Origin of the sequence: Psychrobacter jeotgali (assembly GCF_904846315.1) — a bacterium.
GTDB lineage: Bacteria > Pseudomonadota > Gammaproteobacteria > Pseudomonadales > Moraxellaceae > Psychrobacter > Psychrobacter jeotgali.
On the sequence record NZ_CAJHAF010000001.1, the window covers coordinates 2,964,548 to 2,989,221 of the forward strand.

The following is a 24,674-nucleotide window of genomic DNA, read 5'->3' on the forward strand; positions in this document are numbered from 1 at the left end:
AAGTAGAAATAGGGCTTGTATTCTAGAATATATTTGATAGAATACTCCCCACTTTGAAGGAACAAGCCGACTTAGCTCAGTTGGTAGAGCAACTGACTTGTAATCAGTAGGTCGCCAGTTCGATTCCGGCAGTCGGCACCATTTCTTCAAAGTAGCTTTTTAATAGTATTAGCTTGATACTTTATTAAACTAAATCTATTAAAAGCAACCTAAGGTGGGGTTGGGGAGCGGTCAAACCCAACAGACTGTAAATCTGTCGCGAAAGCTTCGAAGGTTCGAATCCTTCCCCCACCACCATATTTTTTTAAAGTTTGTATAGCGCTAAGCATACTCTGCATACGTAAGTATACATGTACACATGTACAATATCACTTACACCTAAGCGTTATTGCGGGTGTGGTATAATGGTAACACCTTAGCCTTCCAAGCTAATGACGCGGGTTCGATTCCCGCCACCCGCTCCATATTTTATATCAAACGCAAGTATCTAAATATTGATAATAAGTATTAACGAATAATTCATCACGACAATTAGTTAATAGCTGTTTCGTGATATTTTTTTTAGTAAAGCTACGGTTTATCTACTGTAGGTATTAAAAATATGCTCATATAGCTCAGCGGTAGAGCACTCCCTTGGTAAGGGAGAGGTCTTGAGTTCAATTCTCAATATGAGCTCCATTTATTATTTGTTTTAATCGATTGAAGTCTAAGATAGTTTATTGACGACTATCGTACTTATACCGAACTGAATAAAACTAGAAAGTTCTACGCTGATATTGAATAATATAAATCTAGCTTGGTAAGTCATATAGCAAAGGTAACACCAAGGTGTTGCCTTTTAGTGCTGTCAGCTCATTAATTGAGCAGGGCGACTTCATCGAATTGCTTAGCCATGTTAAATTTTATCAAGTGTAGTTATAAAGTGTCATTATAAACAGCTCTCAACGTATAGAAACTGCGCTTTAGAACATTTTAGAAAATCTGTGTAAAGCATAAATAATACATTGAAAAAAACAATATAGCGCCCATGTAATACAGTTAAGCTTATTAGGTTTATCCTAGCGTCAACGGTTTGATAGTTTTAAGCTGTCATGAGCTATCAGACAACTATTTATTAATGTTTAATCAATAAAGAGGAAATACCCATGGCAAAGGCCAAGTTTGAACGCAACAAGCCCCACGTCAACGTCGGCACCATCGGACACGTTGACCACGGTAAAACCACACTAACCGCTGCTATCGCCACCGTAGCTGCTAAAACCTCTGGCGGCGAAGCCAAAGACTATGCAGCCATTGATAGCGCTCCTGAAGAAAAAGCCCGTGGCATCACCATTAACACCAGCCACATTGAATATGACACCGAGACTCGTCACTACGCTCACGTAGACTGCCCAGGTCACGCTGACTATGTTAAAAACATGATCACCGGTGCCGCTCAAATGGACGGCGCAATCCTAGTCGTATCAGCTACAGATGGCCCAATGCCACAAACCCGTGAGCACATCCTGCTATCACGTCAGGTTGGCGTACCGTACATCATCGTCTTCATGAACAAGTGCGACCTAGTTGATGACGAAGAATTGCTTGAGCTCGTAGAAATGGAAGTTCGTGAACTTCTTAACGACTACGACTTCCCAGGCGACGACACCCCAATCATGAAAGGCAGTGCCACCCAAGCCCTAAAAGGCGACGACGGCAAATACGGCGAACCTGCAGTTGTAGAACTACTACAAACTCTAGACACCTACATCCCAGAGCCTGAGCGTGACGTTGACAAAGCATTCCTAATGCCTATTGAAGACGTATTCTCAATCTCAGGTCGTGGTACCGTAGTTACTGGTCGTGTTGAATCAGGTATCGTTCGCGTTGGCGACGAAATCGAAATCGTTGGTATCAAAGACACTCAAAAAACCACCTGTACCGGTGTAGAGATGTTCCGCAAACTACTAGACGAAGGTCGTGCTGGTGAGAACTGTGGCGTACTACTACGTGGTACCAAGCGTGAAGACGTCCAACGTGGCCAAGTACTAGCTAAGCCAGGTTCAATCACCCCGCACACCAAGTTTGACGCTGAAGTATACGTGTTAAGCAAAGAAGAAGGTGGTCGTCATACTCCGTTCTTGAACGGTTATCGTCCACAGTTCTACTTCCGTACTACCGACGTAACTGGCGCAATCCAATTACAAGACGGTACAGAAATGGTAATGCCTGGTGATAACGTTGAGATGGGCGTAGAGCTTATCCACCCAATCGCTATGGACAAAGGCCTACGTTTCGCTATTCGCGAAGGCGGCCGTACCGTAGGTGCTGGTGTTGTTGCAAACGTTAGAGACTAAGACTTAATCATCACTGATGATTGAGCAGATTAGTCTAAAGCCGCTCTCTTTGTTGAGGGCGGCTTTTTTGTGGGTGTGTACATTAGATAGCTAAAAGCTATGATAGGATTGCTAATTAAAGCAAATATTAAAAAAGGATAGGCTTTGTTTACCATACAATCTCTACCCACTACGCCAACAGAGCGTCAATGGGCTCTTGAAGCGGTTGCTAGCATCGAAGCGGTCATTCAGCCAGAAGATGCCTGGGGTCTGTCAGTGATTAACGATCTTCTTGAGCAACAAAGCATTCATCTAATGCTAGCTGTTAGTTGTGCTGCTGCTAATATTGTTGGTTATTGCCTATATCAAGTGGTGTTTGAGCAGGCAGAAATATTGCGCATAGGTACCCATCCTAACTATCAGCGTCAAGGCATTGCTTCCCAATTATTTGTTCAATTAAACGATATTTTAACTGTTCAAGCGGTTGAAAGCTTGCTATTAGAAGTGCGAGCGGATAATTTAGCGGCTATAGCCTTGTATAAACAGCAAGGGTTCAAGGTTATTCATCGACGTTCAGGCTATTATCAATCCGCACACAAAACGGCTGTCGATGCCTTGATTATGCAACGTACTTATATAGAGTAGCTTCAGTATGAACCTCAGTACAAAATTCAGTACGACGATTTTATTAAAGGGCAACCTAATTTTTTGCAGATGATTCAAGGAGTGGAAGAGGTATATAAGTGGATTTAATGATAAATGATAAATGATAAACAAGACATGCTTACCTTGCTGTTTGAATGGAATACAGGTTTAAAGATTCAATAATCCAGTTTTAACACCGGGGTAAGATCGTTATTATTTTTTTTCATGCGCTCAAGCGTTTCAAGGCGTTGATTTAACATCTCGACCATCAGATTAATATTGGTTTGCTGTTCGCGGATTTGAGTCAGCTTTTGCCTTACTGCATTGATTTGCCAATCTAAATCTAGTTGCCCATCGTAATAATCATTGAGGCTGTTTTTGATTTCGGTTAAGGTAAAGCCTACCGCTTGCGCTCCTTTTATCAGCTCAATACGCTCGATACAATCAGGATGAAACTCCGTATAAAACCGAGAGCCCGCTTGGCGCTTACGAGATTTTAGCAGTCCCAATTGATCGTAATGGCGCACCGTATCTTTGGTAGTATTGGCCTGTGATGCTAAAGCACCAATGAGCAAGTACGAGGTCTCTGTTACCATAAGGTACACCCTTATTTTGGTTAAAATATATAACAGTTTTACTTTCAACTGACTCTATATAAATGCTAAAAATAGTAGTTTCAGCGCTTTGTTAATCTTGCCATTGCCAAGGAGCGGTAGCGTCCAATTGAGCAACGGCTAATGGTTGGTATGAATCGGGCTGCCAAATAGCTGCAGGTGTTGCAATAAGCTTATCAAGCTTAATCAGGAAGTCATCACGTGCCATAATGCTTGCTCCCAAGCTTAATAAATGGTCGTTAGGTAATTGGCAATCTACTAAGCCGATATCGCTTTGTTCGCATAATCTCATCAATCCCCAAAAGGCTATTTTGGAGGCATTAGAGGTGCGGTGGAACATGGATTCGCCAAAGTAGATACGGCCTATTTTGAGCCCATATAAACCGCCAATTAATTGCTGGTTTTCATCCCAAACCTCAATGCTATGAGCAAAACCATAAGCATGTAGCTCCGCATAAGCACTAATCATCTCATCATGAATCCAAGTATGCTCGCCTGCAGATAGCTCATCATTGAAACCGTCATAGCGCGGTAGACTACAGGCATGGATCACCTGTTCAAAAGCTTGATTGAGAGTGATCTGCCAGCGCTCACGGCGTGCTTGTTTACGTAAAGACTTACTAGGGACGTATTGATTTGGTACCATCACACAGCGCGGCTCAGGGCTCCACCAAGCAATAGGCTCATCTTCATTAAACCAAGGGAACAGCCCTTGAGCATAAGCTGATATCAAAGTTTCCGGTGCCAAATCGCCGCCTACAGCTACGATGCCAATACCGTCAGGATCAACGTCTGCAGGTGCGGGGAAATCATAACGCCCAAGACCTTTTAGGGTCTCAGGCGTAAGGTTCGCTGCATGCAGATGTGACTTATTAGCAGTGCTATTATTTGGATTACTGTCATAGGCAGTGCTATTACTGTCAGAGGTGCTCACTTAAGCCTCTTTATCTGCGGTCAAAGTTGAAGCATAAGTATGATCTTTAGCTATAGTTTCGCCGATAGCATCCAAATATTTTTCGGCATCAAGTGCAGCCATACAGCCGGTACCAGCAGAGGTAATCGCTTGACGATAAACGTGATCGGCTACATCCCCTGCGGCAAATACCCCTTCAATACTGGTTTGGGTGGCATTACCATTAAGGCCGCTATTGACTATAAGGTAGCCATCTTGCATATCCAGCTGACCTTTGAAGAGATCGGTATTGGGCTTATGACCAATGGCGACGAACATGCCCATGCTATCTAATTGCTTGGTGCTGCCGTCTTCGGTCGATTCGATAATGATACCGTTTACGCCCATATCATCACCCACTACTTCTTTTACCTTATGGTTCCATTCGATTTTGACGTTACCGTTTTTGGCCTTTTCAAATAACTTATCTTGCAAGATTTTCTCTGAGCGTAGGCTATCACGGCGATGTACTAAGGTAACTTCAGAGGCAATATTAGATAAATAAAGCGCTTCCTCAACTGCAGTATTACCGCCACCGATAACTGCTACTTTTTGATCTCTATAAAAGAAACCATCACAAGTAGCACAAGCTGATACGCCTAATCCGCGGAATTTTTGTTCTGATTCTAGACCTAGGTATTGGGCAGAGGCTCCGGTTGAAATGATTAAAGCATCACAAGTATATTTACCATTATTGCCAGTCAGTTGAAAAGGGCGTACGTTCAAGTTTACGGCGTCAATATGATCATAAACCAGCTCGGTACCGAAACGCTCCGCATGGGTTTTCATACGCTCCATAAGTACAGGGCCTTGCAAATCATGGGCATCGCCGGGCCAGTTATCGACGTCAGTGGTGGTTGTCAGCTGTCCACCAACTTCTAAACCGGTAATCATAACCGGTTTTAAGTTAGCACGTGCCGCATAAACGGCAGCAGCATAGCCAGCAGGGCCTGAACCTAAAATAATGAGCTTTTCGTGGCGGGGTTGTTGATCGAGTGGGGTATTGTCAGTGGCCATAGAATTTCCTTTATATTATAAAATGAGAAAGCGAATAAAATAACGAATCAAAGTTAAATATATTTTATTATTATTGACGAATGATACTAACATAAGGGCTAACAGTTGAAAGTACAAGTTTGCTAAAACAAACATCGATATTATTACAATCAAAGCATCCTTTTATCTCAGTTGGCTGTCAAATTACTTTAGCTAGAAAAACGCTTTAGCTTTTTACTTTCATTGCTGTATTGTTGAGCAAATCTTTAGTTATTGTTGGTTATCATCAATTAAAACCTCTTACTACCGGCTTTCTTGATATCTGTGTCGCCATTGGCCCTATGTATTTGTTATTATAACAAGTTATGCCAGCCGCTATAGAGGTCAGCTATGATAAAATCGAGCGCTTCGCCGTAGATTGACTAAAAAAGACATTTGTAAATAGCAACAGCGCAGCATTATTTAAGGCCAGTATGATTAAGCCAATTATCATCTGGTAACTATTTAGTATTAATCATATTGATCATATTAATAAAGGCAGATCCTACGTGATATCAGCACCACTTATTGAGTATTTAAAAAAAGGGATATTTACCATCCTCGGGTTAATATTGGCCGTTTATTTGTTTGTCATTTTGTTGACTTATACTGGCAATGACCCTAGCTGGTCGCATATCAGTAGTGATATGACTACCATCAATAATATGGGCGGGGCGATGGGTGCATGGTTATCTGATTTGCTCTATAGCTTCTTTGGTTTTGGCGCTTGGTGGTTGTTGGTTTTTATAGTTTATGAGTCTATTTTAATTTGGTGGGAAAACAAACCCACTTTTTGGCCACTACGGCTGATCTCTTATGTATTTTTACTATTAAGTGCTAGCGCCCTATTTGCGCAGGCTATAGCATTGATTCAGCATGTCGCTGATCCAGTAACGACAGGGTTAAAAGGGGTAGCTGGCGGTATAGTCGGGCTGGAGTTACAAGCGCGTTTAGCTCAACTATTAACCTCGTGGGGCAATCTGGTATTTTTGACTTTATTTGTCATTATTACCGCCACTTTTGCTTTTAATATCCATTGGCAGACGCTTTATTATAAGTTAACCAATTTAGGATGGCTGGGCTCTGGGATCAAAGATGAGAGTGCGGTCTCGTCTACGCCAGCGCAAAGTGAGACTAGTCTGGCGGACAATCAGCCTTTAGTTGCTGATAGCGAGTCTACTACAAGCAGAGCTCGAGCTAAAAAAGACAAGCCAGATTATGGGCAACTCCCGTTAGAGCTCCAGCCCGCTTATTCTAATAACGTTAGTCATGCTGAGGATAATAGTGGGCGTTTTGGTAATGTGCTCAATGATTTTTTGGCAAAGTCAGGTTTAGGCGCGAGCATCAAAGCTTCTATGGCTGAAGCAGAAAAGACGACAGAGGCTCATAATATAAATGATGGAGAGGAAAGCTCTTTAAGCACTTCATCTGCTGCTGTATCCGCTGATAATCAGCCTAGCAGTGTCACCATTCTAAAACCTAATCCTGAGGCTGCTGCACGAAAAGTTGAGCCGAGCTTTGCTTGGAATGACGCAGAGACGGTGGATGATTTGCTGGCGACCGAAGGCTTTACTGAGGGCTTTGATGCGCCTGAACCTCCCAGAGAGACGGCTTTATCAGTACCGACGGCAGCACCAATATCAGCATCAGTATCAACGTCTCCAATCCATACCGACGCAGCAGCAACCGACGTAGATGAACTTGCCGATGCTTGGTTGGCGGAGCATGAGCCTACTGCTGTTATTGAGTCTGAGGCTGAGCTTAAGACTGAAGCTGATTATACGGTTAATGAGCAGCAATCAGCGCTAGTTAACGATAAACCAGCGCCTGCAACTAATGCTGAACCAGTGGTGGAGCCGTCTACACCAGCAGTATCAGAGCATCAACAGTCACCACCGGCACTTGATACTAATCAGATTCATAAAGTTAATGACATTAATGAAAAACAGGTTGCTGATACTCCATCAGTAGCGCCAGCGGATATGACCCCAACCAATACACCGCCTGCAAATCCAAAAGCGGCGCCAACGGTTGAGAGCGCTCAAGCAGCTTCCGAGACTCAACCAACAGCAACCAAACCAACCATGAGTTTTGCAGTTCCTGATGGGGATGCGAGTAATCATATTACCGATATGATGCCGGATGACAGTAGCCCTGATGAAGCGCCTACTATGCCGGATATTCATGACGATGCTGCCTTTGCTAAACGTTCGCGGGCGATGCAAACGGCTGAATACCGTGGCGCTTTGACGCCTATTCCAGAGATATCTATCCTTGATAAGCCCGATCCTGACCGTAAGCCCAGCTATACTATAGCTGAGCTTGAGCAGCTATCAGAGCTGCTGGAGATTAAGCTGCAAGAATTTAATGTAAAAGCAGAAGTGGTTAATGCTATTCCAGGTCCAGTAGTGACTCGCTTCGAGGTTGATCTCGCTGCTGGAGTCAAGGCCAGCAAGGTGACAGGCATCTCGCGCGACTTAGCCCGTTCATTATCTATGGCGTCTTTGCGGGTGGTTGAGGTCATACCGGGCAAGCCTTATATCGGTATCGAAGTACCGAATAAAAAACGCGAAATGGTGCGCCTGATTGAGCTATTAAATACCGACAAGTATAAAGACCCTAAAGCACAAATCAGTATGGCGATGGGTAAAGATATCGGTGGCAATCCCATTATCACTGACCTTGCTCGGGCGCCGCATATGCTGGTGGCGGGTACTACAGGTTCAGGTAAGTCAGTACTGGTCAACTCCATGCTGCTATCGATGCTACTGAAATATACACCTAACGAGCTAAGGCTTATCCTGATTGACCCCAAACAGCTTGAGCTTGCCAACTATAATGATATTCCGCATCTACTTACGCCAGTGGTGACGGATATGACCGAGGCTGCGAGTAGTCTGTCATGGTGTGTGGCTGAGATGGAGCGCCGTTATCAGCTGATGAGTCTACTTAAAGTACGTAAGCTTAATGAGTTCAATAAAAAGGTTCGGGCGGCTGAAAAAGCAGGTAAGCCTATGCTTGATCCGCTCTGGCGTCCTAATGATAATGTCAGTATCGATCAGGCGCCCAAGCTTAAAACCCTGCCGATGATTGTCATCGTCGCCGATGAGTTTGCCGATATGATTATGCAGGTGGGTAAGCAAGCTGAAGAGCTAATTACTCGACTGGCACAAAAGTCGCGAGCCGCAGGCATTCATTTAATGCTCGCGACTCAGCGTCCATCCGTCGATGTCATTACTGGTTTGATTAAGGCTAACATTCCGGTACGGGCAGCGCTACGCGTCAACTCAAAAGTCGATTCACGGACGATTTTGGACAGTGGCGGCGCTGAAGACATGCTCGGTAACGGTGATATGCTGTTCTTGGGGCCGGGGCAGATTGAGCCGGATCGTGTTCATGGTGCCTATGTCAGCGATGAGGAAGTCAACCGCGTCTGTGATGCGTGGCGTGAGCGCGGCGCTCCTGATTATATCGATAATATGGCGGGTAACTTTGAATTATCGAGTCCGAGCGGCGGCAGTACGGGCAGTCCATCTGGTGAAGATGATGACTTATATAATGATGCAGTAGCCTTTATTATGGAAACCCGTAAAGTATCCGCCTCCAGCATCCAGCGTAAATTTAGCATCGGTTATAACCGTGCCGCCCGTATCGTTGATTCTATGGAGGAGGCCGGACTGGTCAGCTCCATGGGTAAAAGCGGTAAGCGTGAGCTGCTGATGTAATCTTTATAAATTGGTTTAGTTAAAGAAGAGCGGGTTACGAGAGTAGCTCGTTTTTTATATCGAAACAAAAATTTTACAGATTGATAGACTTATGCGAGTAAAGTACCAATAGGGATTAATAAAATATTTATAAAACAGATTCCATCAGAGTGATATCTATCTATGTTTAAGTCCAAAGAAATTCTGTTTGCGTTATTCACAATCCTTTTTTGCCAAAACGCTCAAGCAGCAGAGGAGTGTTTCAAGCCTAGTATCGAGGGTATTGTTGAAACGGATGTTTTCTGTGCTATAGATACGATTAACTTATATCGTTCTGACTCTGAAAAATCTCCTTCAGAGAAGTACGTTACTTTTCGAAAAGATAAGTTATATGGTATAGCAGATATAAAGGGAAAAGTTATTGTGCCCCCTATTTATCAAGAAGTTGGTGAACAAGGGTTTGTCGATGAAGTTATACCAGTTAAACGACAAAATAAATGGGGCTATGTAAATATATTAGGAAGTGAGTTTATTCCTACAAGATATGACTATGTTAGTTATTTCTTTAATGACTATGGTTTGGCGGTAGCAGATGATGAGGGCAAAACGGGTTGTATTGATATCAATGGCATAGCTGTTATTCCAATAATATATGATGCAAACTCATCATGTGAATTTGATGAAGGCTACGATGTTGGAGTTGACAAAAAATGGCTGGAAGTTGGTATTGAGCATGACGATAAGAACAACTACCATTTCGGCTGCGTAGACAGAGAAAACAACATTATAGTTCCATTAAGGTATTTAGCTAGTATCTGTAATTTTGGCAAAGAGCTTCGTCAAGATAGTCCTGATTTTCAAGGTAAATATAGTATGGCTATCGATATGAAAACTCAAAAGCGCGGCCTGATTGATAAAACAGGTAAGTTTGTTTTTCCCGTCATCTATGATTCGATAACTGAGATTGATCCGGATTGGTATCTTGTTAGTGTAAATGATAAATACGGATATATTGATGAGCAGCGTAAAGTCCTCATTCCCTTCAAATTCGATAATGCTTTCGGGTTTTATGATAATTTAGCCAGAGTTTTTGTGGAAGAAGGCATCGGCTATATTGATAGGCAAGGGGACTATGTTATTGAGCCAAAACCTTATACAGCAGCTTCAGATTTTGAGTATGGACTAGCTATTGTAAGCAATGGTGAATGGCTAACCTCTAGCTGGAAGAGTGGTCTAATTGACAAGCAAGGCCGTCTATTATTGCCAATTATTTACGACTATATTAGGATATTAGGAGCTAATGAAGTAGAGGTAAAAAAGGATGGTGTAATCTCTATTATTAATAATCTTTGAATAATACTTCATCGAAACCACGAAAACTATAAGCAAGGAAGCCATTATGTTTAAAGAATATACCCAATATGACGCATTAGGACTAGCGGCACTAGTCAATTCAGGACAGATCAGTGCCAAAGAATTACTAGATGCTGCTACCGACCAAGCCAATAAGCTCAATCCTAAGTTGAATGCTATTATTCATCGCTTTGATGAGCGCGCTTATAATGCCGCGCAGGCAGGATTACCGAAAGGGGCATTTAATGGCGTCCCCTATTTGCTAAAGGATCTGTCTTTTTATTTTGAAGGCGAGCCTTTAACCATGGGCAGCCGCAGCGTCAATATCATACCTGATTATGACAGCGAAATTGTCAAACGTATGAAAGCTACCGGTGTTAATACCTTTGGTAAGACCAATACTCCTGAGTTTGGTTTAATCATTACTACCGAGCCCAAAGCCCACGGTGCTACCCATAATCCGTTCAAAAAAGGCTATAGCTCTGGCGGCTCATCGGGCGGCAGTGCAGCAGCGGTGAGCAGCGGTATCGTACCAATGGCAGGGGCGGGCGATGGCGGCGGCTCGATACGTTTCCCAGCGGCATGGTGCGGAGTGATCGGGCTTAAACCTAGCCGTGGCCGTAACCCATTAGGTCCAGCACTGGGCGAAGGTTGGGATGGTGCAGTTGCCGATCATGTGATCACACGCAGTGTGCGCGATAGTGCAGCGATGCTTGATGCGACCAGCGGTAGTGAGATTGGTGCGCCTTATGTTATTGCACCGCCGACAGGCTCGTTTTTACAGGCAGCAATGCGGGCGCCAAAACCTTTAAAGATTGCCCTGCATCAGCAGCCACTTATCGCTAATACGGTGGTTGATAAAGAGGTATTGGCGGTACTTGAAGAGACGGCCAAACAACTAGAAGCCATGGGACATACCGTCGTTGCTGCTGAGCCTAATATCAATATTGAAAAGTTTTGGCATAACTTTATGGTAGTAGTCTGCGCTCATACCGCTTTTACTATCGATAATATTGAGAGTTGCTACGGAGCAGAGCATATTAAAAACCTCGAACCGCAAACTTATAATATGGCGATGCTCGGGCGCTCCTTATCTGCAGTAGATTTAGTTCACGCCAAACAAGGCTGGCATGAGACCCAGTATCAGACCGGTTTACTACTTGAGCAATATGACATGATCCTTTGTCCGACCATACCGACCACGGCGGTTAAGCACGGAGTATTGCCGCCAAGCCGAGTGGATGAGATGCTGATGAATACCTCGGGTTTACTCAGTAAAGGCATTAATATGGGTAAATATACTTTTAGCTCAGGTATGATCGAGAAGCTTAGCCATCCAGTACTTAGCAAGATGGCCTTTACTTTGCTAGGTAATGTTACGGGGTTGCCGGCGATATCGCTACCTATGGGTATGAGTAAGAAGGGCTTACCTATCGGCATGCAGCTGATTGGGCGTATGAATGATGAGACCACTTTATTTAGTGTAGCAGGGGAGCTAGAAAGGGCAGGATTATTTACCAAGCTTGCGTTTGAAAAGTAGTGTTATTAAATTTATCCTAATCAAAACGATAGATATCCATCCCCAAGCTATGATGCGCCATACTTTGATGAACGACTGAAACCCGCTGTCCTGCGCCTAATGCAAAGAATAGCGGTAGCAAGTGCTCAGCGCTGGGATGGATATTTTTATGATCAGGATATTGCTGCCAATCTAAAGCGCTAGGGATGTCGGTTTTGAGCTGCTGTAATAACCACAGCTTAAAGTCTTTGGCACGCTCATCGATACTATCAGCCTGCCACCTCATCGCTTGCATATTATGGGTAATATTACCTGAGCCTATGATAAGGATTTGCTGCTCTCTGAGTTTGGCAAGCTGTGCCCCCAACTGGTAGCAAGCGACACTGTCATAATGCTGCGGCAATGATATCTGCACGATAGGCACATCGGCTTGCGGGTATAAATGCCTAAGCGGTGCCCAAACCCCATGATCCCAAACTCGCATTGGATTGAGGCTACAGGCGATGCCATGCGCTGTTAATTGCTGCGCTAGCGACTCTGCCAGTAGCGCATGACCGACTGCAGGATATTGCAGCTCATAAAGCTCAGGATCAAATCCTGAGAAATCATGCCAAGTCTTTGGCTGTGGGTTACTGCTAATCTCAAGCTTGGCGGATTGCCAATGAGCGGACATAATAATAATTGCCCGGGGCTTGGGCAAGTTATAGCCAATACGGGCTAAGGCGCTAGTGGTCGCTGATTGCTCGATAGCTAGCGTAGGTGCACCATGGGAGATGAATAACGAGGGCAGACGCGCGGCATTGGCTAAGCTTGCAGGCGCATCTTCCCAAGCGACTACCCCGGTGATAGGGATGGTAGCTGCAGTATGGTTATGATAATTATCAGGATAACGGCGGCTAGGATAGGCAGGTTTTGAATTAGTCATGGTGCATTTATTAGGGCGTACGTAGGTTTTTCAATCCATTGAGCCGATCATATTTTGTAGCGCAAGCTTCTAATTACCGCGGTGATAAGGATGATTGTTATTAATGCTCATCGCCCGATAGAGCTGCTCCATTAATACTACCCGTACTAGCGGATGCGGCAAAGTCAGCGCGGATAACGACCATTTACTATCTGCTGTTGCCAACACTTCTGGGGAAACCCCGTCAGCACCGCCAATAACCAAGGCAATATCGTCACCTTGTTGCATAGCGGCTGCTAACTTATTTGCCAAGTCCTCTGTTGAGAGCATTTTGCCTTTGACATCCAGTACCCACAGCTGCTCGCGGCTGGCATTGGCATGAGTCGCTAATATGGCTTGTCCTTCTTGTTCACGGTACTGAGCCAAATTAGTATCAGAAGGGTTCTTGGCACGTTTAGCGGCCGCCAGCTCAACAATCTCTGTCGTTAGCATAGGCTGAATACGTTTATAGTATTCATCAAACCCTGTTTGAACCCATTTGGGCATTTTTTGTCCGACGGTTAAAATCCGTACTTTCATGATAAGTTACCGGTTATCCAGTTATAAATATGAAGGGAGGTATTCAATAATTTGATCAGCAGCTAGCTGTGCTGATTAAGACCTTAACGAACCACTGGTTTTAGGGTTTCAGAGACACCGGTACTCTTACTATCTTTAGGGATGATAGCTAGTGTGGCATCAGACTCAAATATAATGGCTTCTACTTCATCAAAACTACCGATACCTTCTGAGCGCATGGCACTTTCAAGCTCCTGTTGAGTTAGACGCTCAGCACGCATAGCTTCGGGTAGGAACTGCCCTTGATAAAAAACCACACGGGGTTCAGATAGAATCAGCTGGCTGAAGCTTGGTGAGATGGAGGAGTACTTAGTCACTATAAACTGTAATAAATATAAGGTCACAATAGAGGCACCGCCTTCGATAAAAGGAATGTCTTTTAATAAGATAGTGCTGGCACCAAGCGAGCCAATCATCACCGTGACAATCCAGTCAAAGTTATTAAGCTGTGAAGTAGAGCGCTTGCCAGAGGCTTTGGTGGTTATCACGATCAAAACATAAACCATAGCCGCTGTTATGACAATACGTCCAAGCTTATCGATATGGTCGAAAAGTAGCATGTCCATGATGGGTATTCCTATAAAAATAAAAGAGTTCGATAGTGATTAAAAAGTCGACAGCTTAGTGAAGTTTATAACTATTTAAACTGTTTTATTAAGCCTTTTTTCGTTTGGGATCTAATAAACGATTGACGATCAAGATACTGATGCGAGCGCTGACTAAGGTAACCACTAATATTAGCACCAGTGCCGCAAACAAAGGCCAGGGCTGCTGCCTACTCATCTCTATAAACACCGCGCGATTGGCCTCATCGAATAACCATAACCATAAAGATATAAAGTAAAGCGCGGTTAGCAGCCAAATCACCACCGTACTACCGACCGTCAAACGATTCATCTCGCTGACGCTAAGGGCACGCTGTTGATGCTTGATAAATTTGTGCACAGCAATATAGGCACCAAAGAACACAGAAATAACGGTAACCAAGTGCGGGTTAAGAGCAAACTGTAACTGTACAATCATAAATATAACGCTGGTTAAAAGGTAGCCAATAGCAAAAAAGCCTACATATTGAGATAAGCCTGAATTTGCAGGCTGCCCCGCGCGTTTTGCTGATGCTTTATGCTTATCAAGGTTAGGAGCAAGGTTTGATTTACGAGAGCTGGGTAACATAAGGGTGCCTATATGAGCTAAATTTATGGGCGTTAATTTGGGCATTAATTGGGTGTTATTATCAGTTCAATAGTCGTTGTTTTCAGGGGCGATGGTTACTGCTGCGCCGTCCAGTCGAGCATCGCATCCAATACCGGCCTTGCTATATAAGGGTTCAATGCTCGTTCAGTATTGATCAATCCTACCACAGTATAGTCCTGTCCTGATTGTCCTTTAACGTAACCTGCCATCGCTGTGACATTATTTAGGGTGCCCGTTTTTATCCACGAACGGCCAATAGCAGCCGAATCTGGTAAACGCTCACTGTGATAAACAATGGTGCCACTGACCCCAGTAATCCCTAAAGAATTGACATAAGCATCAAAGCTTGGATGCTCATAAGCGTAGGATAACAGCTCATTTAAATTGGCGGCGCTAATCGTACAGTCGCGGCATAACCCTGAACCATTGGTTAAATGCGGCGGCGGCGTGGTGAGATGGGTTTGCCACCACTGCTCGATAGTTTGTAAGGCTTGCGAGTAATCTGTAGCTCTAGGTCTCCCGAACTGATATAAGCTGGTCGCTGATAACTTTTGCGACGGGTTTATAGTCGCCCTTTCATCAGAACTCGCTTTGCCATAAGCCCCTATCGAGAGGGCGACTTGCTCGGTCATGACGTTATTTGAGAAGTGATTAATATCATAAATCTGTTGCTGCAAATTTAGTGAAGGATAGCTGACCAGCGGTAATGGGCTAATGGCTAAAGCTGTTAAACCATAAGTTGGTTTGCTAAGTGGACTGTTTTTAACCACACTGTTATTAACGACACTGGGTTTATAGCGCATAGCATAAGGCATTTCTTGATTAACTACCTTACCCGTTAAAGTATTACCCAGTTGTTGCCATTTGGCGGTAATGACGCGCGCGGCAAAGTCTTTGCTATCGGGATAAGCAATATAGAATATATGCTCTTTGCAGCTTTGCGGTAACTTAGCATTAAGTAGCAGCTTATCCTGCTGCCACTGCGGAGCTAAGCTGTAGCGGGCTTGTGAGCAAGCAGCAGCGCGAGTACCAATAGTATTAGGGAGCTGATAATTGGTCAGCTGCGGCGTATAACTGAGCTGTGCTCGTCCATTGGGTAAAGGCGTGCTTTTGAGAGCAACGGTATTAAAGTTAACTAAAAACCCATCGGGGCTAGCATTATAAGGACGTAGCGGTGAGCGATCAAAAGCGGCGGGGTCTTTAGCAACCTTAGCAAAGATAGAGCTATCAATAACAATATCACCATCAATATGATCAATACCTGCTTGCTGTACTTGATAAAGCAGCTGCTCTAAGCGCTCGTGAGTCATCTTAGGATCGCCGCTACCTTCAATAATCAAATCACCGTATAGCCGGTTATTAATGATAATGCCGCTATAATAAACCCTCGTATACCAAGTAAAGTCGGCGCCCAAAGTATCTAATGCTATCAAGCTCGGCACCAGCTTCATAGTGCTAGCAGGGGTGCGTGCGCTAGCCGCCTGATGACTAACTAAAGGTTTTGAAAAACGGTTAGTAGAGCTGGTTTTACCGTGAGTGTCAGTAATATTTGCGAGGCGACTCGGCAGCACAGATGGTACGCTTTTCAGGCTTAGATGAGTATAAGGGTCGTCAGTATAAGCATCCAGCATACGCTGCTGTTGCTGGATGAGCTGTTTATCAACCACGATTTTTGCTTGGTCAGTTTTTGTCTTAGTAGGGGTTTTTGCAGCTGGCGTAACAGTAGAGCTAGCATTATGATCGGCGTTTATAGGTTGATTGTTCTTATGGTCGAGCACTTGTATTGTAGGCGGCAGGCGACTGGCGTTTTGCTCTCCGATAGCAGTAACGCTAATACTGATATCAGCAGGGGTTAAATCAGCTTTTGCTAATGCCGCTTCAATAGCGCTTGGCAGAGCAGCTTGAGCGTCTAGGGTAGCTAATATAGCCATTATAAAGATAGCTCGGCGAGAGTATTTAGTCGCTGTTAGGCGCTGAGAAAATGAACCGAGCTTTGAGATATAATTAGCGTACAGAGAAGGTTTTAGAGTAGGGCGCATGAGTAGTCTATGATCAGAGGGTAAAAACCGCCTATAGTAACATGAGTTACTCATTTTTGATGGCGACTTTAGCGCTTTAACGCACGTGCAAAAAAGCCATAGCGGTCATCACCGCATCGTTATAAGCGTCATGATTGCCAAGCTCTGGAATGTTATAGTGCGCTAAAATACTGCTAAGCTGCTGCGACTGCGTAGGGATATCTTGGGCGTGACCACCCATACGCCGGCTATATAATTGGCGGATATCTATAACTTGATTAGGCAGCGGCGTACCCATGTACTCCTTAACTAGTGGATTCAAAAATGCTGTATCTATTTGGGTACAAAACCCCACCAGCGGGCGATTACCGATAAAGGGCAGTAGCAACGCTAACATCTCATCATAGCTCATCCCATGCTCAACATCAGCAGTACGTAGACCGTGGATGACAATAGTGTCACGATCAGGCATGGACGGCGGCCGACAGACTAGATGTAGACCATTACCGGTATCAATAGTATTGCCATTGATATGAATAGCCGCTACGGATAGCAGATGGTGCTTTTTTGGATTCAGCCCAGTCATTTCGCAGTCAATCGCTACCCATTGCTCAGCAAGCGGCGGCTCAAACATAATGGCCAGCTCTGGACGTTGTAGTTGCTTTTTTTGCCAGGACTGGGTTAACTGTTTAAACCAGCTCATACTCTATCAGCCATTTAAGCTACCTCCAGTTGGTAGTGTCGGCTTAGCTGTGCTTTGAAGCTTTTGACCACTGCTAAGCACTCCTTTAATACGTCACGCTCAAGCGCCGATAGGGTGGTAGGATCCACTTGCCGAGCATGCTTATCTTCGGTAGAAAGTGCTACTGCCAAGCGCTGCGCCATAAAGAACTCTAACGCTTCATTCAAAGTATCTGCGCGTGATTCGGTGAGCATTCCCACCTCTACTAAGGCTTTAAGCCGATCTTTAGTGCTAGGGACATGCAAGATATCATGTTCAAGCGCCAGAGTGCGAATGCCATGTACTAAAGGGAAAATCCCTGCCTTTTTGAGATCAATATCTTGCGAGCTTGGTTTACCTAATAACGGTACAAACTTTTGCCACCACTGATTAACATCACCGAATTGTAAGGCCGCTCGCGCAAACTGGCGTACAAACATGGGATCCGATTGGCGATGGGCGACCTTTAGGTGCTCGCGTATTTCGGTTAATAGAGATTCATCACCACAGACGTATTCGCCATCCAATATCGATGATATCCAAATACTGTGCATCGGATCAGTATTACGGAACCATAGATTAATTTGCTTTTCGAACTGTTTGATAGGTTGGCGCCACATGGGGTTGGTCATCATGATATTGCCATCACATAGTGGATAACCGAGGGCTGCCAATTGCTGATTAAAGGTATCGGCAAACTGCGCCAAGTCGGGATGGGAGAAGCCATCACGGATGATCAGCGCATTATCTTGATCGGTACGCATGATTTGCTCGCCACGGCCTTCTGAGCCCATGACAATGACACAGGTGTTTTTTAGCACTTCTTTAGGCACGATCAGTTGCCAAAGCTTGGTAAAAACCTGCGCATTCAGGGTCTGTACGATACGGCTAACGATGCCGATTTTGACCCCATTTTGATGCTGAGCACGGATATATCGACCGATCAGCTCTACTGCAGTATCTAAGCTAGATAAATCTTTGGCTTGCTCAATTTGCACACTAATTAGCTGGGAGTGATGACCGAGGTACGCCAGCACGTCGCTTTGGCCTAAAATGCCCACTACTTGGCCATCGTCGTCAATAACGGGCAAGCGGTGAATCCGGTAGCGGGTCATGGTCAATAATGCGTCTCCAATCTCATCATCAGCCCCAATAGTGCGTAGGTTAAAATTGGCAAATTGATGACAGGGTGTCGTAGCAGGGTCTTGCTGCTCACTGACTGCACGGCAAATATCAGCGTCAGTCAAAATGCCTAAATTTGGGCCTAAATGGCGCTGTAATCTAGAGTCAGAGTTGGCATTGGGGCTGCCGCTAGGGTTAGTTTTCGATGGATGTAATAAAACGTGTTTTAGCCCCGCTTTAGTCATAGTGCGTGCGGCTTGCTGTAAGCTGCTATCGGCATCAATAATATGTACCGCCAATAGCGTAACATCAGTAACAGGCTGCAGCATTATCTGCTGAACTTCTTGTTGCGGCGTATAGCTATTGTCGTTGCTTAAGGCGGGTGAATGGCGTCGTCGCTGTAAAGCTTTTAGGCGCTCTGGTAAATCATCTGACAGCAGCTGGCGGATAAGATGGTTTTGGGCGCTAATTTTATCAATAGCGATTCCATCAACTTGTAGCAATAACGTATCTTCATGCGCACGATATTGATAAGAAGGTATGTTTTGTGAGTCTTCAAAGCTTTTAGGCGTATCAACATTACTAGCTAACGCTTCAGGACTACGGCGACTATCGAACCAGTCGTTGCTATTGACGTGATCAGAGTGGTTACTACCCAAGTAGGAAGCGACAAACTCACCTTCTAAGGTTTGTTCAATCTGACCTTTGAGCACCACAAAAAAGTAGCGCTGCTCATCGGCTGGCAAGTATTCATCAGCAGCCAAGTAACGTACTTGAGTATGTTTTTTTAGGCTTTGGCGCTCAGCCATACTGAGCACATCAAAAGGAGGTTGGGCAAAATCAAGTTGGGGCATAACATCATCCTTGATGGTAAATATAACTATATAATAGCCATGTACTTTTACTATAGCATTTTATCATTTTTATCCATAATTAATTTGTGGTTATTAACCCCTTAATAAAATTAACCAATAAGTAGCTTTTTAATCCGTTCAATAGCGTCACGACTTTCATCTACGCCAGCTACCAGCGCTATACGGACATAGCCCTTACCTGGGTTTTCACCTTCAACCTCACGTGATAAATAACGTCCAGCCAGCGCATAAATGTTAGCTTGCTCATACAGAGCTTTTACGAATAGCTCATCATCGCCATTGAACTGCTCGGGGACTTTTATCCAAAAGTAAAACCCAGCTTCTGGCATCCGTAAATCTAATAGCTCGCCCAACTCGTCCATCCATAGCGCAAATTTTTCTTGATACAGTTTGCGGTTATCTGCCACATGCCTCTCATCTTGCCAAGCGGCAATAGAAGCAAGCTGGTGCGGTATCGGCATCGCACAGCCTTGATAGGTGCGATACTGTAAGTACGGTTGTAGAATAGCTGCATCACCAGCGATAAATCCTGAGCGTAGGCCGGGTAGGTTTGAGCGTTTCGATAATGAATGAAAGACCACGCAGTTTTTAAAATCATCACGGCCTAGATTGGCGCACGCCTGCAATAAGCCTATAGGCGGCTCGTTGAAGTAAAGCTCGCTATAGCACTCATCACTAGCGATGATAAAGTTATAGGTGTCCGATAAGCGGATAAGCCATTCCCAATCATCCATCGTCATGATTGAACCGGTAGGGTTGTTTGGACTACAGATAAATAGTAGCTGGGTTTGTTCCCACACCTGTTTGGGTACAGAGCGGTAATTACCTTTAAAGTCATTATCGGGCGTGCAAGCAACAAAATAAGGCGTCGCCTGCGCCAATATAGCTGCGCCTTCATAAATCTGATAAAAAGGGTTGGGCATAACCACAGTGGGACAATTTTTATCTGTACTAATCACCGCTTGAACGAAGCTGAAAATTGCCTCACGAGTGCCCATGACCGGTAAGACTTGGTGATGAGCATCTACATGCTGTAGAAAGAACCGTTTCTCAAGCCAATGCGCAATAGCTTGGCGCAGCTCAAAAGCCCCATTAGTAGTGGGGTAACGAGCTAATTGATCTAAATTTTCTTGTAATATTTCCAACACAAAAGCAGGTGGCTTATGTTTTGGTTCGCCAATACCTAGCTTAATTTCAGGGTAGGCAGAGGCCGCTTTACTATAGGCAAGTAGCTCTGTCATTTTGGCAAAAGGATAAGAATGCAAATGCTCGAGGTTGTGATTCATAAATAGGGCCACTATAATAAGTAGTAACTAAAAGGTAAGCATAATAAACACAATATAATAAAGTTATAACGAAAAACTACTGTTTGGCAGTGTAGCACTTCTCATATTTATTGTCTTTTTCTAATATTTCTTCCTCTTCTCTGACTGTATTTATAGGTGCTACCAGTATCTCTAATACTGGTCTTCAAGGTGTATAAAGTTTTTTTAGGGCAATAAGCTATTTTTGAGAGAAGTTAATGAGAGGGCGCTATTAGAATGATAATAATTAATAATAACTACTGTCCTAGTTTAAGGATAGAAATTATCAAGGTGATTGACTGATATGATTCATCGTCTTCAAGACTTCAACCAAACGGGTCAAGTCTCAGATATCTATGAGCAGCTCAAGCAGGCTGAACAGCAGTGGTGGCAGGCACGACAGCGAATGGTGGCCCTCAAAGAGAGAGAGTTATTATGGTTCGGAAATAATGCGTTGATGATGTGGTTATTGTGGCAGATGGTCAGCTATGTGATCATGGCTATTGGGCTAATGGTGTTTGAGAGGTTGTTAGGTATTTCGTTGTCACTAGAGCATTTTTTGACTATATTTGCGCTACAAACCCTGATCTTCATACTAGCCTTTGTATTCAGAGGAAGGCTGGTCAATCGTTTGCGTAAAAAGGTCTACAAAGCGGACATGACCCGCGAGCAGGCGCTAAATGAAATGATTATTCTGGCCACCGATAGTATTTTCCCTGATATACATGCCAATAGCCCGATTTCTTTACAACAGATTTATGAGCGCTACGATAAGGAACTGCGGCTTGCTAGCATCCAGCGCTTACTACAATCAGAGATTGAGGCGAATCGTCTGCTACTAGATAGTCATCAGATAGAGGCGCAAATACTACCACCGGAGCTTGCTGATGATGAGCTGGCACCATTTGCTGACGAGATGATATATAAAAGCTTAGCAACACTTAATTGAAATCTCTTAACTAGTACCTTTTAACTAGCCTATTTTAACTAATCTCTTTTGATTAACAGTATTTAAGCATGGTTATGCTCATTAAGTAAGTCATTACGGACACTTAAACTGGCAATCAATGCTTGTTTGAGAGCCTCTAATCGGTCGATAGATAGGGGCTCATCGTTTTGGTCGCTGATATAGAACATATCTTCTGCACGTTCACCTAGAGTAGTAATCCGTGCGGCATGCACCTCAATCTTTTGTTGTAAAAACACTTGTCCCACACGAGCAAGTAGGCCAGGCTGATCCAGCGTCTGCAAACTCATGATGTGCTGATCGGAAGCTTCATTAAACTCAAAATTGATCGTAGTTTCCACCTCAAAGTTTTTAAGCTGCCGCGGTAGTCGCTTGTAGGTAATCTTTGGAATAGTGGGGTTCTTGAAGGCGTTAATGAGACGTTGCTTAAGCTCTTGTTGACTGTCTTCATCCACCAGTAAAGTGCCACTACGATCAAGCAGCACATAAGAATCTAATGCAAAATTGCGAGTTGCGGTAATAATACGCGCATCCAAAACGTCTAGATTCATCTGATCGAATACGGCCATGGTTACCGCAAACAAATTAGTCTGATTTTGAGTATAAATGAATACTTGTACTGCATCCAAGGCCAACTCTCGATGCTCACGTAGTACCACTAATGGCGCGCTATCTGCGTTGGATGCGCCTCCAATAGGTGGATGATTGAGAATCGCTTCGGTATGCCATAAGATGTCTTCTGGGATTTCCCGCAAAAAGTATTCATCGCCCAAATCATCCCACAGTCTGAGGACCTCATCACGGTTCATATGCTGATTATCAACGTTATCTAGCATCGCAACTGCCTGTTGGCGAGTGGCTGCAATCATATCTTGGCGGTTAGTAGGCGCATCGATATCAGCACGCAAGATACGGCGCGTCTGTGAATACAACTGCTTCATGAGCGTAGCTCGCCAACTGTTCCATAGCTGTGGGTTGGTGGCGTTCATATCGGCGACGGTTAGCACATACAGATGATTAAGATGAGTAACATTACCCACTAGATTGGCGAAATGAGTCACCACTTCTGGGTCGGCAATATCCTTTTTTTGTGCCGTCATCGACATCAGTAAATGATAGCGAGTTAGCCAGCCTACTAGGTGAGCGTCGGCTTTACTCATACCATGAGTCAAACAAAACTCAATCGCTTCGGTCTCACCCAGCTCGCTATGATTGCCGCCGCGCCCTTTAGCAATATCATGGAACATAGCAGCCAATACGATAATCTCTTTACGCTCAATACGTTGAAAAATAGCACTAACCAAGGGGAAGTCTTGACGATACTCGGGATCGGTAAAGCGATGTAAAATGCGAATCAAAAACAAAGTATGCGCATCAACCGTATAACGATGGAATAAATCGTACTGCATCATGCCGGTCACTTGCGCAAAAGCCGGAATATAATTACCCAAGACCCCGTAACGGTTCATAGTACGCAAGCGATGAAATAGATAGTTCTGTTCTTTTAGATTAGCCAAAAACAACGCTTGATGCTCAGGGTTATCACGATAGGCCTGATCGATACCGCGAGCTGCAATCTTTAGCGCACGTAGGGTCCGAGTACGCACTTGTTTGATGCCGTATTGCCCCATCAATAAGAACATCTCCAAGATGGCCTCAGGGTTTTGGGCAAAAACTCGGTGGTGAGCCATGGCTATTTGCTCACCAATTTGATTAAAGTGGGCATTAATAGGGCGCTTTTTGGGGAGCTCGCTCTCTGGTAGCTCAGGCTCGATAATGGTCTCATAATAATGGTTGGTCAGCATCTCAGACAGGGTCGATATCTGCATAGCACAGCGATAATAGTCACGCATAAAGCGCTCAACCGCAGCAGTAGGCGCATCATCAGGCTGCGACTCATAGCCCATACGCTGGGCAATCTCACGCTGATAATCAAATAATAACCGATTCTCATTGCGACCGGTCAGCTCATGCAAATGATGACGAATCTGCCATAGATAGCCTTCAGCAAAACTTAATTCATCAAACTCTTTTTCAGTCACAAAGTTCTGCTGTACCAAGTCATAGAGCTTACTGACTCGAAAGTAGCGTTTGGTCACCCAGCCAACGATATGAATATCACGTAGCCCGCCAGGTGAGGTCTTGATATTAGGCTCAAGGTTATACTCAGTAGCATTATGACGTAGGTAACGGGCTTTAGCTTCGCTTATCTTGATCTCATAAAAGTCTTTTGGCGACCATTGTTTATTGACGATCTTTTGCGGGATTGCTTGTAGAGCTTCGTTGCCCGTCAGTAGTCGGGCTTCGAGTAGAGCGGTAGCAACCGTATGGTCACGTGCCGCCTCTAGGCTCTCAGCAGTCGTACGTACAGACAATGCCGGCTCTAGACCTATATCCCACAACAGCGCTACCAAACTATCAAGCTTGGCGCTAACCGCAGTATCGATAGCATTAGTACTCAGCAGCAATATATCGACATCGGAAAATAATGACAGCTCACCACGGCCGTAGCCACCGGTAGCAAATAGAGCGAGCTTGGTTTTATCTAACTCAAACCACTTAAACAGCGCTATTAATAATTCATCAATAGCGTCGGCACGAGCAGCGACCAGCTGGCGAATGTTTACGCCCCGATCAAGCGCTCGGCTAATGTCATCATTGACTTGCAACAGCCATTTGGAGATATCTAGCATGGACGGTTCGGTAGTAGCTCCTGACGAGACAGCTATCGGTGCTGTGGGTAATAACGGCAGCGGAGTAATATAGATGGAGTCGACATCGCAAGTGAACATGAACGTTATCCAATAAAAATTT

The 24,674-nt window shown here is 44.4% G+C and carries 18 protein-coding genes and 4 tRNA genes; 10 read left to right on the forward strand and 12 right to left on the reverse strand.

Annotated features, from left to right (window positions below; genetic code table 11):
* Positions 1 to 65: 65 nt before the first annotated feature.
* The 6 genes from JMX18_RS12295 to rimI all read left to right on the forward strand — a co-directional run bounded on the left by JMX18_RS12295 (position 66) and on the right by rimI (position 2,960).
* Positions 66 to 141: transfer RNA gene (locus JMX18_RS12295), tRNA-Thr, on the forward strand.
* Positions 142 to 213: 72 nt separating this feature from the next.
* Positions 214 to 297, forward strand: a tRNA-Tyr gene (locus JMX18_RS12300).
* Positions 298 to 390: 93 nt separating this feature from the next.
* A tRNA-Gly gene (locus JMX18_RS12305) sits at positions 391 to 464 on the forward strand.
* Between the two features lie 139 nt (positions 465 to 603).
* Positions 604 to 678: transfer RNA gene (locus tag JMX18_RS12310), tRNA-Thr, on the forward strand.
* A gap of 467 nt (positions 679 to 1,145) precedes the next feature.
* Positions 1,146 to 2,336: an elongation factor Tu gene (gene tuf, locus JMX18_RS12315; protein ID WP_201586661.1), complete on the forward strand. Its 1,191-nt coding sequence runs from the start codon at positions 1,146 to 1,148 to the stop codon at positions 2,334 to 2,336.
* 144 nt (positions 2,337 to 2,480) lie between these two features.
* Complete coding sequence (gene rimI / locus JMX18_RS12320) at positions 2,481 to 2,960, forward strand: ribosomal protein S18-alanine N-acetyltransferase (protein ID WP_201588030.1); 480 nt, start codon at positions 2,481 to 2,483, stop codon at positions 2,958 to 2,960.
* A 176-nt stretch (positions 2,961 to 3,136) separates the two neighbouring features.
* On the opposite strand, the gene JMX18_RS12325 is transcribed toward rimI, so the two are convergent.
* The 3 genes from JMX18_RS12325 to trxB form a co-directional block, all read right to left on the reverse strand.
* Complete coding sequence (locus tag JMX18_RS12325) at positions 3,137 to 3,556, reverse strand: MerR family transcriptional regulator (RefSeq protein WP_201588032.1); 420 nt, start codon at positions 3,554 to 3,556, stop codon at positions 3,137 to 3,139.
* A gap of 91 nt (positions 3,557 to 3,647) precedes the next feature.
* Positions 3,648 to 4,508 (reverse strand): leucyl/phenylalanyl-tRNA--protein transferase, encoded by an 861-nt coding sequence (gene aat, locus JMX18_RS12330; protein ID WP_455237796.1) that lies wholly within the window; start codon positions 4,506 to 4,508, stop codon positions 3,648 to 3,650.
* The gene (gene trxB / locus JMX18_RS12335) at positions 4,509 to 5,543 is read right to left on the reverse strand and encodes a thioredoxin-disulfide reductase (protein ID WP_201588035.1); all 1,035 of its coding nucleotides are present in this window, start codon (positions 5,541 to 5,543) and stop codon (positions 4,509 to 4,511) included.
* Positions 5,544 to 6,070: 527 nt separating this feature from the next.
* On the opposite strand from trxB, the gene JMX18_RS12340 reads away from it, so the two are divergent.
* The 3 genes from JMX18_RS12340 to JMX18_RS12350 all read left to right on the forward strand — a co-directional run bounded on the left by JMX18_RS12340 (position 6,071) and on the right by JMX18_RS12350 (position 12,158).
* Complete coding sequence (locus JMX18_RS12340; protein WP_201588037.1) at positions 6,071 to 9,286, forward strand: DNA translocase FtsK 4TM domain-containing protein; 3,216 nt, start codon at positions 6,071 to 6,073, stop codon at positions 9,284 to 9,286.
* Positions 9,287 to 9,448: 162 nt separating this feature from the next.
* On the forward strand, positions 9,449 to 10,618 hold the full coding sequence (locus JMX18_RS12345) for a WG repeat-containing protein (protein ID WP_201588038.1): 1,170 nt from the start codon (positions 9,449 to 9,451) through the stop codon (positions 10,616 to 10,618).
* Positions 10,619 to 10,664: 46 nt separating this feature from the next.
* Positions 10,665 to 12,158 (forward strand): amidase, encoded by a 1,494-nt coding sequence (locus tag JMX18_RS12350; RefSeq protein ID WP_201588039.1) that lies wholly within the window; start codon positions 10,665 to 10,667, stop codon positions 12,156 to 12,158.
* A 16-nt stretch (positions 12,159 to 12,174) separates the two neighbouring features.
* On the opposite strand, the gene JMX18_RS12355 is transcribed toward JMX18_RS12350, so the two are convergent.
* The 8 genes from JMX18_RS12355 to dapC all read right to left on the reverse strand — a co-directional run bounded on the left by JMX18_RS12355 (position 12,175) and on the right by dapC (position 20,875).
* Positions 12,175 to 13,062: a DODA-type extradiol aromatic ring-opening family dioxygenase gene (locus JMX18_RS12355; protein WP_201588040.1), complete on the reverse strand. Its 888-nt coding sequence runs from the start codon at positions 13,060 to 13,062 to the stop codon at positions 12,175 to 12,177.
* A gap of 69 nt (positions 13,063 to 13,131) precedes the next feature.
* The gene (gene rlmH / locus JMX18_RS12360) at positions 13,132 to 13,620 is read right to left on the reverse strand and encodes a 23S rRNA (pseudouridine(1915)-N(3))-methyltransferase RlmH (protein WP_201588041.1); all 489 of its coding nucleotides are present in this window, start codon (positions 13,618 to 13,620) and stop codon (positions 13,132 to 13,134) included.
* Positions 13,621 to 13,703: 83 nt separating this feature from the next.
* Entirely contained in the window at positions 13,704 to 14,225 is a 522-nt protein-coding gene (locus tag JMX18_RS12365) for a DUF421 domain-containing protein (RefSeq protein ID WP_201588042.1), read from the reverse strand.
* Between the two features lie 88 nt (positions 14,226 to 14,313).
* Positions 14,314 to 14,832, reverse strand: coding sequence for an ABZJ_00895 family protein (locus JMX18_RS12370; protein ID WP_201588043.1), 519 nt, complete (start codon positions 14,830 to 14,832; stop codon positions 14,314 to 14,316).
* A 95-nt stretch (positions 14,833 to 14,927) separates the two neighbouring features.
* Entirely contained in the window at positions 14,928 to 16,892 is a 1,965-nt protein-coding gene (locus tag JMX18_RS12375; protein WP_227674659.1) for a D-alanyl-D-alanine carboxypeptidase/D-alanyl-D-alanine-endopeptidase, read from the reverse strand.
* A 76-nt stretch (positions 16,893 to 16,968) separates the two neighbouring features.
* The gene (locus tag JMX18_RS12380; protein WP_201588045.1) at positions 16,969 to 17,574 is read right to left on the reverse strand and encodes a 3'-5' exonuclease; all 606 of its coding nucleotides are present in this window, start codon (positions 17,572 to 17,574) and stop codon (positions 16,969 to 16,971) included.
* A 14-nt stretch (positions 17,575 to 17,588) separates the two neighbouring features.
* Positions 17,589 to 19,568, reverse strand: a complete 1,980-nt coding sequence (locus JMX18_RS12385) for a DUF294 nucleotidyltransferase-like domain-containing protein (RefSeq protein ID WP_201588046.1) — start codon at positions 19,566 to 19,568, stop codon at positions 17,589 to 17,591.
* 110 nt (positions 19,569 to 19,678) lie between these two features.
* Complete coding sequence (gene dapC / locus JMX18_RS12390) at positions 19,679 to 20,875, reverse strand: succinyldiaminopimelate transaminase (protein WP_201588047.1); 1,197 nt, start codon at positions 20,873 to 20,875, stop codon at positions 19,679 to 19,681.
* Between the two features lie 322 nt (positions 20,876 to 21,197).
* Here dapC and JMX18_RS12395 point away from each other — a divergent pair, with 322 nt between their 5' ends.
* On the forward strand, positions 21,198 to 21,842 hold the full coding sequence (locus tag JMX18_RS12395) for a hypothetical protein (protein ID WP_201588048.1): 645 nt from the start codon (positions 21,198 to 21,200) through the stop codon (positions 21,840 to 21,842).
* Positions 21,843 to 21,904: 62 nt separating this feature from the next.
* On the opposite strand, the gene glnD is transcribed toward JMX18_RS12395, so the two are convergent.
* Positions 21,905 to 24,652, reverse strand: coding sequence for a [protein-PII] uridylyltransferase (gene glnD, locus JMX18_RS12400; RefSeq protein WP_201588049.1), 2,748 nt, complete (start codon positions 24,650 to 24,652; stop codon positions 21,905 to 21,907).
* Positions 24,653 to 24,674: the final 22 nt, after the last annotated feature.